The sequence below is a fragment of the Kitasatospora sp. SUK 42 genome (assembly GCF_015776785.2).
Taxonomy (GTDB): Bacteria; Actinomycetota; Actinomycetes; order Streptomycetales; family Streptomycetaceae; genus Kitasatospora.
The window spans coordinates 1697443-1710293 of sequence record NZ_LFMD02000003.1 but is presented as its reverse complement, the minus strand read 5'-3'; the positions used below and the strand labels follow the sequence as shown (position 1 = coordinate 1710293).

General features: G+C 74.0%; 13 protein-coding genes. 4 read left to right on the top strand and 9 right to left on the bottom strand.

The window, feature by feature from the left end; translation table 11 throughout:
• Nucleotides 1-89: 89 nt before the first annotated feature.
• Nucleotides 90-830, bottom strand: a complete 741-nt coding sequence (locus tag RZ50_RS17420) for a hypothetical protein (protein WP_196946976.1) — start codon at nucleotides 828-830, stop codon at nucleotides 90-92.
• A gap of 162 nt (nucleotides 831-992) precedes the next feature.
• On the opposite strand from RZ50_RS17420, the gene RZ50_RS17415 reads away from it, so the two are divergent.
• Both RZ50_RS17415 and RZ50_RS17410 read left to right on the top strand, forming a co-directional pair.
• Entirely contained in the window at nucleotides 993-1547 is a 555-nt protein-coding gene (locus RZ50_RS17415; protein WP_196946975.1) for a SigE family RNA polymerase sigma factor, read from the top strand.
• A 61-nt stretch (nucleotides 1548-1608) separates the two neighbouring features.
• On the top strand, nucleotides 1609-2505 hold the full coding sequence (locus RZ50_RS17410; RefSeq protein ID WP_217680589.1) for a hypothetical protein: 897 nt from the start codon (nucleotides 1609-1611) through the stop codon (nucleotides 2503-2505).
• A 7-nt stretch (nucleotides 2506-2512) separates the two neighbouring features.
• On the opposite strand, the gene RZ50_RS17405 is transcribed toward RZ50_RS17410, so the two are convergent.
• From RZ50_RS17405 to RZ50_RS17370, 8 genes are all read right to left on the bottom strand, one after another.
• Entirely contained in the window at nucleotides 2513-3301 is a 789-nt protein-coding gene (locus RZ50_RS17405; RefSeq protein WP_196947913.1) for a type III pantothenate kinase, read from the bottom strand.
• A 47-nt stretch (nucleotides 3302-3348) separates the two neighbouring features.
• The gene (nadC, locus tag RZ50_RS17400; protein WP_196947914.1) at nucleotides 3349-4311 is read right to left on the bottom strand and encodes a carboxylating nicotinate-nucleotide diphosphorylase; all 963 of its coding nucleotides are present in this window, start codon (nucleotides 4309-4311) and stop codon (nucleotides 3349-3351) included.
• 4 nt (nucleotides 4312-4315) lie between these two features.
• On the bottom strand, nucleotides 4316-5989 hold the full coding sequence (locus RZ50_RS17395) for an L-aspartate oxidase (RefSeq protein ID WP_196947915.1): 1674 nt from the start codon (nucleotides 5987-5989) through the stop codon (nucleotides 4316-4318).
• Between the two features lie 15 nt (nucleotides 5990-6004).
• Nucleotides 6005-6454: an aspartate 1-decarboxylase gene (gene panD / locus RZ50_RS17390; RefSeq protein WP_196947916.1), complete on the bottom strand. Its 450-nt coding sequence runs from the start codon at nucleotides 6452-6454 to the stop codon at nucleotides 6005-6007.
• 56 nt (nucleotides 6455-6510) lie between these two features.
• On the bottom strand, nucleotides 6511-7344 hold the full coding sequence (gene panC / locus RZ50_RS17385; RefSeq protein WP_308271815.1) for a pantoate--beta-alanine ligase: 834 nt from the start codon (nucleotides 7342-7344) through the stop codon (nucleotides 6511-6513).
• A gap of 71 nt (nucleotides 7345-7415) precedes the next feature.
• Nucleotides 7416-8402, bottom strand: a complete 987-nt coding sequence (locus RZ50_RS17380; RefSeq protein ID WP_196947918.1) for a Rossmann-like and DUF2520 domain-containing protein — start codon at nucleotides 8400-8402, stop codon at nucleotides 7416-7418.
• A gap of 100 nt (nucleotides 8403-8502) precedes the next feature.
• Nucleotides 8503-9192: a response regulator transcription factor gene (locus RZ50_RS17375; RefSeq protein WP_196947919.1), complete on the bottom strand. Its 690-nt coding sequence runs from the start codon at nucleotides 9190-9192 to the stop codon at nucleotides 8503-8505.
• Between the two features lie 48 nt (nucleotides 9193-9240).
• Nucleotides 9241-10470, bottom strand: coding sequence for a sensor histidine kinase (locus tag RZ50_RS17370; RefSeq protein WP_196947920.1), 1230 nt, complete (start codon nucleotides 10468-10470; stop codon nucleotides 9241-9243).
• Between the two features lie 129 nt (nucleotides 10471-10599).
• Here RZ50_RS17370 and RZ50_RS17365 point away from each other — a divergent pair, with 129 nt between their 5' ends.
• Both RZ50_RS17365 and RZ50_RS17360 read left to right on the top strand, forming a co-directional pair.
• Nucleotides 10600-11634 carry an SAM-dependent methyltransferase gene (locus RZ50_RS17365; protein ID WP_196947921.1) on the top strand — a complete coding sequence of 345 codons (1035 nt, stop codon included), beginning with the start codon at nucleotides 10600-10602 and terminating at the stop codon, nucleotides 11632-11634.
• Nucleotides 11631-12800 (top strand): NADH-quinone oxidoreductase subunit D, encoded by a 1170-nt coding sequence (locus RZ50_RS17360; RefSeq protein WP_196947922.1) that lies wholly within the window; start codon nucleotides 11631-11633, stop codon nucleotides 12798-12800. The genes RZ50_RS17365 and RZ50_RS17360 overlap by 4 nt, the downstream gene beginning before the upstream one ends.
• Nucleotides 12801-12851: the final 51 nt, after the last annotated feature.

Genomic DNA, 12851 nt, shown 5'->3' with positions numbered 1-12851 from the left:
GGTGAGGGAATCGCGGGATTGTCGACACATGGATGGAGGGGAGACCGCGACTGCGGTCTCCCCTCGCGCTTCAGGGGGTTTGGGGCGGCTCAGCCGGTGCCGGTGGCGAGCTCGATCTCCTCGGGCGCCTCGTCGGCCGGCGGGGCGGGGTGGGCCGGCGGCTTGGGCCGGCGGCCGAAGAGCTCGGCCGGGGTGGGCATCCGGTGCGGGCGGGGCGGGTTCTTCTCAGCGGCGGGCTGCTCGGGGCGGGAGTCGGTGCTGCTCATCGGGATCCGTCCTCCTACAGGGGTGGGGAGACTGCTCGGGGGTGCGGCGGGGCTCGGTACGGCGACGAGGTGGCGGGGCTGTCCGGCGGTGAGGGCGAGCCGTTCGCGGACGGCGGCCTCGGCCAGTGCGTGGCAGCGTCCGGCCAGCCGGGAGCGGCGGGCCCGCTCGCCGTGACCGCAGGGCTGGCGGGACAGCCCGCGCAGCGCGGTGAGGTCCTCGGGGCCGGGGAGGTAGCCGTCGGACACGGCCTCCTCCAACCGCTCCAGGTAGCCGGCCGCGCTGCCGGGCAGGGCGGCCCGGTAGCGGGCGAGGTCGGCGAGCAGGAAGGCGCGCAGTCGGCCGCCCTCCTGGACGGCCTCGTCGATGGCCTCGGTCAGTCGCAGTGCGTCCTGGACGTCCTCCGCCCACAGTTCGACGCCCGGCCCGGCGAACGCCGTGCGGTCGGGCCCCTGGAGATGGACGGGGATGGCGGGGTGCAGGGCTTGGGCGAGGGCTCGGCGCAGCACGCGGACTTCGTCGGCGCTGAAGGCCATGCCGCCCCGCGATCCGTGTGGCGTAGGCATGGGTTGACACTACGTGAGGAATATCCGATTTGTCGGTAACGTCACGCGGAGTTCCGCATGATCGGTCCGCCTGAAAAAACCTTTCACCGTGCCTGTAACGCTGCCCGGCACACACCTGGTCATCCAAGTGGCAGGGGATCGAAGGAGCAGGGGGCGGACAGGATGGAACCGGACGGTCGGCGGACGGCGACGCGGGGTCAGCGGCGGGACGAGGACTTCCAGGCCTTCGCGGCCGCCCGGGCGCGCCCGCTCTACCGGTCCGCCTGCCTGCTCACCGGTGGGGACACCCACCTCGCCGAGGACCTGGTGCAGGAGGCGCTCGGGCGGATCTACGCCCAGTGGCACCGCACCGCGTGGTTCAGTTCCAAACCCCGGATCGACAACCCGGCCGGGTACGCGCACACCGTGCTGGTGCGGGCCTTCCTCTCGCACCGCGGCCGCCGCTCCAGCAGCGAGCGGCCGGTGGACGCGGTGCCGGACGCCGCCGCCCCGCAGAGCGACCCGGAGCTGCGGCTGGCCCTGGTGGACGCGCTCGGACGGCTCGCGCCGCGCGACCGGGCGGTGCTGGTCCTGCGCTACTGGGAGGACCGCAGCGTCGAGGAGACCGCGACGATCCTGCACAGCACCCCGGGCGCCGTCCGGACCCAGTCCTTCCGGGCGCTCGGCCGGATCCGCGCCGTGCTCGGCAGCAGCCTCGAAGAGTCGGCCGAGCGCTGAGCCGGGCGCCGCGCCCACCCGTTAGTCACGTCAACTCACCTGGTAGAGAGGTTGGTTCAGCATGTCCGCAGAGCACGACGGGCCCGACGAGCGGTTCGAGCGGGCCTTCAGCGAGGCCCTCGGCCGGGCCGGCGACGCCTTCGACACCGAGCCCGGCCCGCTGGCCGACACCGGCTGGTCGTACGGCCGCCGGCTGCGCCGCAGGCGGCGGGCCGGCACCGCGGCGGGCGCCGCCGCACTGGCCCTGGCCGGGGTGGGCGGTGCCGCGCTCGGCGGCCTGCTGCCCGGGCAGGGCGCGGCGGTGGCCGGTCCGGCGGCGGCCTCGCCCGCCGGGCCGGTCTCCGGGCCGGAGTTCCAGCGGATGCTCACCGAACTCCTGCCGCCGGGAACGGTGCAGGAGGGCGAGGGCAGGGGGACGGAGAGCGGCACCCCGCAGGTGCGGCTGACCCTGGACGACGGCCACGGCCCGGCGCAGTACCTGTTCTGGATCACCCGCTTCGGGGTGGGCGACGTCGGCTGCCCGGCCCGGCAGACGCAGGACGACGCCTGCACCGAGGCGACCCTTCCGGACGGCGACCACCTGCGCCTCTACCAGGCGGCCACCCGCGGCGGGGAGCCGGCCGGCTCGAAGACCTGGTCCGCGGTGCTGACCGGGAAGGGCTATCAGCTGGCGCTCCAGGAGTGGAACCGCAAGCCGCTGGAGCAGGGCACCCCGATCACCCGGACCGACCCGCCGCTGACCATGGACCAGCTCTCCAAGGTGGTCACGGACCCGCGCTGGAAGGAGGTCGCGGAGGCGCTGCCGAAGGACCCGGTGATGGGGAAGCTCGTCACGTCCGCCCCGACCCCGGGCCCCGGATTCACACCGCCCGGCGACACGGCCGCCGTGCAGGTCGATCCGGCCACCCCGCAGACCGGTCCGGTCACCCTCCCGGCCTTCCCGGCGCCCGCTCGCTGAGCGCCGCTCAGCTCGCCGGGCGGTTGCGCTCGTACACCAGGCGCAGGCCGATCAGGGTCAGCCAGGGCTCGTACACGTCGATGGTGGTGGCCTCGCCGAGGACCAGGGAGGCCAGGCCGCCGGTGGCGATCACCTGGACCTCGTCCGGGTCCTTGTCCAGCTCCCTGGCCATCCGGGTGACCAGGCCGTCCACCTGCCCGGCGAAGCCGTAGAGGATGCCCGACTGCATGCCCTCGACGGTGTTCTTGCCGATCACGTTGCGCGGGCGGGCCAGCTCGATCTTGCGCAGCTGGGCACCCCGGACACCGAGCGCCTCGACCGAGATCTCGATGCCGGGGGCGATCGCGCCGCCGACGTAGTCGCCGCGGGCGTTGACGGCGTCGAAGGTGGTCGCGGTGCCGAAGTCGACCACGATGCACGGGCCGCCGTACAGGTGGTTGGCGGCCAGCGCGTTGACGATCCGGTCCGCGCCGACCTCCTTGGGGTTGTCCATCAGGACGTGCACCCCGGTCTTCACGCCGGGCTCCACGATCACCGCGGGGACGTCGCCGTAGTAACGGCGGGTCACCTCGCGGAGCTCGTGGAGCACGGCGGGAACGGAGGAGCAGATCGCCAGGCCCTCCACCGTGGCCTCCCGGACCGCGGTGTGGTTGCCCATCAAGCCCTGCAGCAGCACCGCCAGTTCATCGGCCGTGCGGCGCGAATCGGTGGAGATCCGCCAGTGTTCCACCACGTCCTCGCCGTCGAACAGGCCGAGCGTGGTCTGGGTGTTGCCGACGTCGATGGTGAGGAGCACGGGGACGCTTTCTGCGAGTCGGGACAGGTCTGCTCTCGACCTGACGGTCAGGCGCGCAGGTCCAGGCCGATGTCGAGGATCGGCGAGGAGTGGGTCAGCGCGCCCACGGCCAGGTAGTCGACACCAGTCTGGGCGACCTCGCGCGCGCTGGCCAGGGTGAGTCCGCCGGAGGCCTCCAGCTTCGCCCGGCCGGCCACCAGCGCGACGGCCTCCTTCAGCTGGTCGACGGTGAAGTTGTCCAGCAGGATCAGGTCCGCCCCGGCCTCCAGCACCGGTGGGATCTGCTCCACGGTGTCCACCTCGACCTCGACCGGCAGGTCCGGGTAGGCGGCCCGGACGGCCCGGAAGGCCTCGGCCACGCCGCCGGCCGCGACCACGTGGTTGTCCTTCACCAGGGCGGCGTCCGAGAGCGCCATCCGGTGGTTGGCGCCGCCGCCGCAGCGCACCGCGAACTTCTCCAGCGCGCGCAGGCCCGGGGTGGTCTTGCGGGTGTCCCGGACCACCGCGCCGGTGCCCTCCAGGGCGTCCGCCCAGGCCCGGGTCGCGGTGGCGATGCCGGACAGGTGGCAGAGCAGGTTGAGCGCGCTGCGCTCGGCGGTCAGCAGGTCGCGGGTGCGCGAGCGGACCGACAGCAGCACCTGGCCGGCCTCGACCCGGTCGCCGTCCTGGACGTGCCGGTCGACCTCGAACTCCTCCTCGCAGATCAGCGAGACGACCGCCTCGGCGACCCGCAGACCGGCCACCACGCCGGCCTGGCGGGCGGTGAAGTCGGCGGTCGCGACGGCCTCGGCGGGCACGGTGGCCACCGAGGTGACGTCCTCGCCGCCGGCCAGGTCCTCGGCCAGCGCCAGCGTGGCGACGTCCTCGACCTCGATCGGGTCCAGCCCGGCCTGCTCCAGCAGCTCGGCCAGCTGCGGGTCCAGGCCGGTCTCGTAGCCCTCGCCGTCCCCGCAGGCGCAGCCGTCGCCGCAGCCGCCGGCCATCGGGAGTTCCTCGTGGGAGTGAGTCATGGTCTTACTGCTCCTCAGGGGTGCTGACGGGGTCGCCGGAGGCGGCGAGGGTGGTGATCAGGTGGCGTCGCCAGTGGGCGTCGTCGCGCTCGGGGAAGTCCTCGCGCCAGTGGCAGCCGCGGGTCTCCTCGCGCTTCGCGGCCGCCGCCACCAGAGCGGTGGCGACCAGCAGCAGGTTGGCGGCCTCCCAGGTCTCCACCCGGGGGTCGTCCGGCTTCTCCTCGGCCACGTGCGCGTAGGCCTGCTCGGCGAGCAGGGCGAGCCCGGCCGCGGTGTCCGCCATCGAGGCGGCCGAGCGCAGCACGCCCGCGCCGCGCGACATCAGCCGCTGGATCTCGGCCCGGGCCTCGGACGGGGGCAGCGGCACCGGCCGCGCGGCCTGTGCGGCGGCGACGTCCACGGTGCGCTCGGGCAGTTCGTCGGCCAGGTGGCGCGCGGTCAGGTCGGCGGCGATCCGCTCGGCGAAGACCAGGCCCTCCAACAGCGAGTTGGAGGCCAGCCGGTTGGCGCCGTGCACCCCGGTGCAGGCCACCTCGCCGCAGGCGTACAGGCCGGGGACGGAGGTGCGGCCGTGCCGGTCGGTCCGGATGCCGCCGGAGGCGTAGTGCGCGGCCGGGGCGATCGGGATCGGCTCGGTGACCGGGTCGATGCCGTGCGCGCGGCAGGAGGCGAAGATGGTCGGGAAGCGGTGCTCCCACATCTCGGCGCCGAAGTGCCGCCCGTCCAGGTACATGTGCTCGGCGCCCTGCTCCTGAATGCGCCGGGTGATCGCCTTGGCGACGATGTCGCGCGGGGCCAGCTCGGCCAGCTCGTGCTGCCCGACCATGAAGCGGACGCCGTCCGCGTCCACCAGGTGGGCGCCCTCGCCGCGCACGGCCTCGGAGACCAGCGGCTGCTGGCCCTCGGCGTCCGGGCCGAGCCAGAGCACGGTCGGGTGGAACTGGACGAACTCCAGGTCGGTGACGTCGGCGCCGGCCCGCAGGGCGAGCGCCACGCCGTCGCCGGTGGAGACCGCCGGGTTGGTGGTGGCGGAGAACACCTGGCCCATGCCGCCGGTGGCGAGCACCACCGCGCGGGCCCGGACGGCGCCGACGCCGTCGCGCTGCCCCTCGCCCATCACGTGCAGGGTCAGCCCGGCGGCGTGGCCCTCGGCGTCGGTCAGCAGGTCGAGCACGAGGGCGTGCTCGATCAGTTCCAGGTCGGGATCGTTGCGGACGGCGGAGACCAGGGCGCGGGATATCTCGGCGCCGGTCGCGTCCCCGCCCGCGTGGGCGATCCGGCGGCGGTGGTGGCCGCCCTCGCGGGTCAGCAGGATCTCGCCGTCCTCGCCCCGGTCGAACAGGGCGCCGGTGGCGATCAGCCGGCGGACGGCGTCCGGGCCCTCGGTGACGAGGGTGCGCACGGCCTCCTCGTCGCACAGCCCGGCGCCGGCCACCAGGGTGTCGTCCAGGTGCTGCTCGGGGGAGTCCCCCTCGCCCAGGGCGGCCGCGATGCCGCCCTGGGCCCAGCGGGTCGAGCCCTCGTCCAGCATCGCCTTGGTGACCACCATGGCCCGCAGGCCGGCCTTGCGGACGTTGAGGGCGACGGTGAGCCCGGCCACCCCGGAGCCGACCACGACCACGTCGGTGGCGGCGGTCCAGCCGGGGGCCGGGGCGGTCAGGCGGTGCGTAGCGGACATGGCTCAGTGGCTCCTTCAGCGAGTGGCCGTGGTGGCCGCGCCGTCGGCGCCACCGTACGCCTTGTCACCTCGGAGCAGCCCGCTGCCCTCCGGGACCTCCGCCGGGTCCCCGCCCAGGCCGGTGATCCGGTTCTGCCCGTCCACGAAGACGATCTTCGGCTCGTAGCCCTTGGCCTCGGCCGTGTCCATCTGCCCGTAGGCGATGAGTATGACCAGGTCGCCGGGGTGGACCAGCCGGGCGGCGGCGCCGTTGATGCCGATCACGCCGGTGCCGCGCGGGCCGGCGATGGTGTACGTCTCCAGCCGGGCGCCGTTGTCGATGTCGACGATGTGGACCAGCTCACCGGGGAGCAGGTCGGCGGCGTCGAGCAGGTCCTCGTCCACCGTGACGGAACCGACGTAGTGCAGGTCGGCCTGGGTCACGGTGGCCCGGTGGATCTTGGACTTGAGCATGGTGCGGAGCATTGCGGGTCACGCCTCCTGTGAGTGCATGCCTGGGAAAGGGGGTCTTGCCGCCGGTACTACCGGACGATCATGCGGGCGTTGTCGATCAGGCGGGTGGAGCCCACCTTCGCGGCGACGGCCAGCACCGCCTCGCCCTGGAAGTCGTCCGCCGCCTCGGTGAAGTCGTGCGGGTCGATCAGGGCGAGGTAGTCGAGGGTGACGCCCTCGGCGCCGTCCAGGACGGCCGCGGCCGCCTCGCGGACGGCCTTCGGGCCCTGCGCGGCGGCGTCCCGGCCGGCGAACAGCGCCTTGGAGAGGGCGAGGGCGTGGGCGCGCTCCTCCTCCGAGAGGTAGCGGTTGCGCGAGGACAGCGCCAGGCCGTCCTCCTCGCGGACGGTCGGTACGCCGACGATCTCGACGTCGAAGTCCAGGTCGGCCACCATCCGCTGGATGATCGCCAGCTGCTGGGCGTCCTTCTCGCCGAAGAAGGCGAAGTCCGGGTCGGTGATGTGCAGCAGCTTGGCGACCACGGTCAGCACGCCGTCGAAGTGGCCGGGCCGGGTGGCGCCCTCGAAGCGCCCGCCCATCGGGCCGGCCGTCAGGCGCACCTGCGGCTCGCCGTTCGGGTACACCTCGTCGACGGAGGGCGCGAAGACCACGTCGGCGCCGTTCTCCTCGGCCAGCCGCACATCGGCGTCGAGGGCGCGCGGGTAGCGCTCCAGGTCCTCGGACGGGCCGAACTGCAGCGGGTTCACGAAGACCGTCACCGCGACCCGGCCCTCCTGGCCGACCTGCTTGCGGGCGGCCCGGATCAGCGCGGCGTGGCCCTCGTGCAGCGCGCCCATGGTCATCACGACGGCGTTGTCCACCGGCCGCTCGTCCGGCCAGAACGCGGCCTCGAAGTCGTCCACGGTGTGCGTGACGACGGCCCGGTGGACCTTCGGCGCCCGCTGGGTCTTGTTCGGCTGCTTACCGCGTGCCACTAGCGCTTCTCCTCGTTCAGTACGTCCAGCAGCGCCGCCGCGGACGTTTCGTCGATCGTCCCGTTGGCGAGCGCCCGCTGCGCGGTGGCGCGGGCCATCGCTCGGTACGCCGCCGGGATGTCCGGGGACACCGTACTGAGCTGCGCCAGGTGGCGCCGTACGGTGCCCGCGTCGCCCCGGGCGACCGGGCCGGTGAGGGCCGCGTCGCCGGAGCGCAGGCTGTTGTCCAGGGCGGCGCCGAGCAGCGGGCCGAGCATCCGGCCGGGCTCGGCGACACCGGCCCTCCGCAGCAGGTCCATCGCCTGCGCGACCAGGGTGACCAGGTGGTTCGCGCCGTGCGCGAGGGCGGTGTGGTAGAGCGGGCGGACCTCCTCGGGCACCCACTCGGGCTCGCCGCCCATCTCCACCACCAGGGCCTCGGCGACCGGCCGCAGCTCCTCGGGGGCGGTCACGCCGAACGGGCAGCCGGCCAGCCGGGCGAGGTCGACCGAGGTGCCGGTGAAGGTCATCGCCGGGTGCAGCGCCAGCGGCAGCGCCCCGGCCCGGGTGGCGGGCTCCAGGATGCCGACGCCGTGCGCGCCCGAGGTGTGCACGAGCAGCTGGCCGGGGCGGACGGAGCCGGTGGCGACCAGGCCGGCCACCAGGTCGGCCAGCGCGTCGTCCGGGACGGTCAGCAGGACGAGGTCGGCGGCGGCCATCACCTGCTGCGGGGCGACGATCCGCACGCCCGGCAGCAGCGACTCGGCCCGGCGGCGGGAGGCGGCGGACACCCCGGAGGCGGCGACCACGGTGTGCCCGGCGAGCTGCAGCGCGGCGCCCAGCGCGGGGCCGACCCGGCCGGTGCCGACCACGCCGACGGCCAGCCGGGCCGGGCGGTTGCCGGGGTCGCTGGGATCGCCGAAAGCGGGATCGCCGAAGGCCTGGTCGCCGAGGCCGTCGGCGCGCGGGGCGAACTCGCCGTAGCCGGAGTTCTCGGACGGATTCACGCGTCCACCCTTGTCCTGAATGACCGTTCCGGTCCACTCGACGGGTACCGGACGTACCGCCCCAGTGTACGGGCGGGCCGGTTCGCGGCCCCGGCCCGGATCAGTCCGCGGCCCCGGCCCGGATCAGCCCGGCCTCGTACGCCAGCACCACGGCCTGGACCCGGTCGCGCAGCCCGAGCTTGGCCAGGATGCGGCCGACGTGGGTCTTCACGGTGGCCTCGGAGAGCACCAGCCGGGCCGCGATCTCGCCGTTCGACAGCCCCTGGGCGACCAGCAGGAACACCTCCCGCTCGCGCTCGGTCAGCGGGCCGAGGACGTCCGAGCCGGGAGCGCTGTGCGGGGTGGGCAGCACCTCGGCGAAGCGGTCGATCATCCGGCGGGTGGTGGTCGGGGCGACCACGGCGTCCCCGCCGTGCACCGCGCGGATCGCGGCCACCAGCTCGGTCGGCGGGACGTCCTTGAGCAGGAAGCCGCTGGCCCCGGCCTTGAGCGCGGCGAAGGCGTACTCGTCCAGGTCGAAGGTGGTGAGGATGAGCACGTGAGGGGCGTCCGGCAGCGGGCTGCCGTCCTCGGCCAGGCAGATCCGGCGGGTGGCCTGCACGCCGTCCAGGCGCGGCATCCGGACGTCCATCAGGATCACGTCCACCTGCGTGTGCCGCAGTTTCTCCAGGGCCTGCGCGCCGTCGCCCGCCTCGGCGGCGATCTCGATGTCGCCCTGCGACTGGAGGATCATCCGGAAGCCGGTGCGCAGCAGCTCCTGGTCGTCGACGAGCATCACGCGGATGGTCAAGGCGGGCTCCTAAAGGGGGGTCGGAGGGCGCGGAGGGTCAGCGGAGGGTCAGTGGGCGGTCTTGAGCGGGAGGACGGCGCGGATCCGGAAGCCGCCGCCGGGGCGCGGGCCCACGTCGAGGCTGCCGCTGACCATGCCGACCCGCTCGCGCATGCCGATCAGGCCGTGGCCCAGACCGTCCGCGCCGCCGGCGGCGAGCTGTTCGTCGGTGCTGCCGCGGCCGTCGTCCTCCACCAGGACGGCCAGCTCGCGCTCGCCGAAGTCCACCGCGACCCGGGCGTGCACATCGGGGCCGCCGTGCTTGCGGACGTTGGTCAGCGCCTCCTGGACGATCCGGTACACGGTCAGCTCGACGCCGCGCGGCAGTTCGCGCGGGTGCCCGGAGGTCGCGTAGTCCACCTGGAGCCCGGCCGTGCGGACCTGCTCCAGCAGCTCCGGCAGCTCCTCGACGCCCGGCTGCGGGACGTACTCCTCGGCGGTGTCGGCGGTGCGCAGCACGCCCAGCAGGCGGCGCATCTCGACCAGCGCCTGGCGCCCGGTGGAGGCGATCGTGCCGAGCGCCTCCTTCGCCTGCTGCGGGGAGTTGTCGAGCACGTACGCGGCGCCGTCGGCCTGGACGATCATCACCGAGACGTTGTGGGCGACCACGTCGTGCAGCTCGCGGGCGATCCGGGCCCGCTCGGCCGCGACCGCCACCTGGGCCTGGGCGTCCCGCTCGCGCTCCAGCCTGGCCGCGCGGTCCTCCAGCTCGGTCAGGTAGGCGCGGCGCACCCGGGTCAGCCGGCCCCAGGCCCAGCAGAGGATGAACGGGGTGCTCATCAGCAGGGTGATCAGCGCCGCCTCGGCGATGCCGTACGGGCGGGAGACGTAGTGGTCGGAGCTCTCGCGGACCGTCTTCACCGGCTGCATCCGCCAGAACACCAGAGGGCCGGCGGAGAGCCCGGCGACCAGCGCCAGCCGGGAGGTCCACTTCTGGCCGAAGGCGGCGCCGGTGTACGCGAAGACCAGGTAGGCGATCGAGGAGATGCCCGGTTCGACGTCGGCGAGCACCTGGCCGACGCCGATGCCGGTGGCCGCGGCGACGGTGACGTCGGGGAAGCGCCGTCGGAGGACCATCAGCGCGGGCAGCAGCACCGCGACCAGGACCTCGGCGTCGAAGCGCCAGCCGGAGTCGGGGAAGTTGTTGTTCGGCAGCAGGCCGAGGAAGAGCACGATCGACGCCCAGGCGGCGTCGACCACCATGGGGTGACGGCGGAGCCAGGCGTTGAGTCGATGCACATCTCAAGCCTAGGCAGTCGCGCGAGGTGCCCAGGTCCCCCGGTAGGGCGATCCGCCCTACTCCGTAGGTCGGAGACGCCCCCGCTCCGGTTGGGAGGGGTCCCCCGGTGCCGGGTAGCGTCCCGCCCCATGACTTGGATGCGGTGGGCGCCCGCCATGGAACAGGCCCTGTACGACCCGGACCGCGGCTTCTACCGCAGGCCGGAGGGCCCGGCCGGGCACTTCCGCACCTCGGTGCACGCCTCTCCGAGATTCGCCCGTGCGGTGGCCCGGCTGCTGCTGGAGGTTGACGCGGCCCTCGGCCGTCCGGAGGAGCTGACCCTGGTCGACATGGGGGCCGGACGGGGGGAACTGCTGACCGGCGTGCTGGCCGAGCTGCCCGGCGAGGTGCTCGCGCGGCTGCGCCCGTACGGCGTGGAGCTCGCCGGGCGGCCCGCGGGACTTCCGTCCACAGCCCTGTGGACGGACCGGCCGCCGTGCGGCGTCACCGGGCTGCTGTTCGCCAACGAGTGGCTGGACAACGTGCCGCTGGACGCCGGGGAGGTGGACGAGGACGGGGTGCTGCGCTACGTCGAGGTGGACACCGCGACCGGGGCGGAGCGCCTCGGCGGCCCGGTCTCGGCGGCGGACGCGGCCTGGGCCGGGCGCTGGTGGCCCGTCGGGGAGCCCGGGGACCGGGTGGAGTTCGGCGGCCCCCGGGACGCCGCCTGGGCGGGGGCGGTGGCCGGGCTGGAGCGCGGCCTGGCCGTCGCGGTGGACTACGGGCACACGGCGGCGCGGCGGCCGCGGTTCGGGACGTACGCCGGTTTCCGGGGCGGCCGGGAGGTGGCCCCGGTGCCGGACGGCTCCTGCGACGTCACCGCGCACGTCGCCCTGGACGCCGTCGCGGCGCCCGCCCTCCACAGCCTGTGGACAACCCAGCGCGAGGCCCTGCGCGCGCTCGGGGTGAGCGGCGAGCGCCCGCCGCTCGCGCTCGCCTCCACCGACCCGGCGGGCTACCTGCGGGCGCTCGGCGGCGCGGGGGAGGGGGCCGAACTCACCGACCCGAGCGGACTGGGCGGCTTCGGATGGCTGGTCCAGTCGGTCCGCATGCCGCCCCTGGGGATCCTGGAGAGGGCGGCGGACTTGGAGTCCCTGCCGGGATGGCAGACTCTGGGTCCATGAGGGAGACCACGGTCGGCATCGGGGCGGGAGCCGAGAACTTCACCGGCGAGGCGGGCACCACCGACATGGTGCTCAACATCGGCCCGCAGCACCCGGCCACGCACGGTGTGCTGCGGCTGCGCCTGCTGCTCGACGGCGAGCGGATCGTCACGGCCGAGCCGGTGATCGGCTACATGCACCGGGGCGCGGAGAAACTGTTCGAGGCCCGTGACTACCGGCAGATCATCATGCTGGCGAACCGGCACGACTGGCTCTCCGCCTTCTCCAACGAACTCGGCGTCGTGCTCGGCGTCGAGCGGATGCTCGGCATGGAGGTCCCCGAGCGGGCGGTGTGGATCCGCACCCTGCTCGCCGAGCTCAACCGGGTGCTCAACCACCTGATGTTCCTCGGCTCCTACCCGCTGGAACTCGGCGGGATCACCCCGATCTTCCACGCCTTCACCGGTCGCGAGGACCTCCAGCACGTGCTGGAGGAGGCCTCCGGCGGCCGGATGCACTACATGTTCAACCGCGTCGGCGGCCTCAAGGAGGACCTGCCGGCCGGCTGGCTCGGCCGGGTCCGCACCGCCGTCGCGACCGTGCGCTCGCAGCTGCCGGTCTTCGAGGAACTCGTCCTCGGCAACGAGATCTTCCGCGCCCGCACCGCCGGCGTCGGCGTCCTCACCAGGGCGCAGGCCGAGGCGTACGGGGTCAGCGGCCCGATCGCCCGGGCCAGCGGCCTCGACCTCGACCTGCGCCGCGACGAGCCCTACCTCGCGTACGGCTCCGAGGAGCTGCGGCAGGTGCTCACCGTCGTCACCCGTGAGGAGGGCGACTGCCTGGCCCGCTTCGAGTGCCTGCTGGAGCAGACCCTCAACTCGCTGGACCTCGCCGACGCCTGCCTCGACAAGCTCGCCACCCTGGCGCCCGGGCCCGTCAACCAGCGGCTGCCCAAGGTGCTCAAGGCACCCGAGGGCAGCACCTACGCGTGGACCGAGAACCCGCTCGGGATCAACGGCTACTACCTGGTCTCGCGCGGCGACAAGACGCCGTGGCGGCTCAAGCTGCGCTCGGCGTCCTTCAACAACATCCAGGCGCTGACCGAGCTGCTGCCCGGGACACTGGTCGCGGACATGGTGGCGATCCTCGGGTCGATGTTCTTCGTGGTCGGGGACATCGACAAGTAGGCCGGCGGATCGTTGATCCGTTGATCTGTTGACCCGCTGGTCCGTTGGTCC

Excerpts from the sequence above, each read along its gene's own strand:
- RZ50_RS17415 (WP_196946975.1), top strand. The coding sequence starts at position 993 with ATGGAACCGGACGGTCGGCGGACGGCGACGCGGGGTCAGCGGCGGGAC.
- RZ50_RS17360 (WP_196947922.1), top strand. The coding sequence starts at position 11,631 with ATGAGGGAGACCACGGTCGGCATCGGGGCGGGAGCCGAGAACTTCACC.
- nadC (WP_196947914.1), bottom strand. The coding sequence starts at position 4,311 with ATGACTCACTCCCACGAGGAACTCCCGATGGCCGGCGGCTGCGGCGAC.
- RZ50_RS17365 (WP_196947921.1), top strand. The coding sequence starts at position 10,600 with ATGACTTGGATGCGGTGGGCGCCCGCCATGGAACAGGCCCTGTACGAC.
- panD (WP_196947916.1), bottom strand. The coding sequence starts at position 6,454 with ATGCTCCGCACCATGCTCAAGTCCAAGATCCACCGGGCCACCGTGACC.
- RZ50_RS17420 (WP_196946976.1), bottom strand. The coding sequence starts at position 830 with ATGCCTACGCCACACGGATCGCGGGGCGGCATGGCCTTCAGCGCCGAC.
- RZ50_RS17410 (WP_217680589.1), top strand. The coding sequence starts at position 1,609 with ATGTCCGCAGAGCACGACGGGCCCGACGAGCGGTTCGAGCGGGCCTTC.
- RZ50_RS17395 (WP_196947915.1), bottom strand. The coding sequence starts at position 5,989 with ATGTCCGCTACGCACCGCCTGACCGCCCCGGCCCCCGGCTGGACCGCC.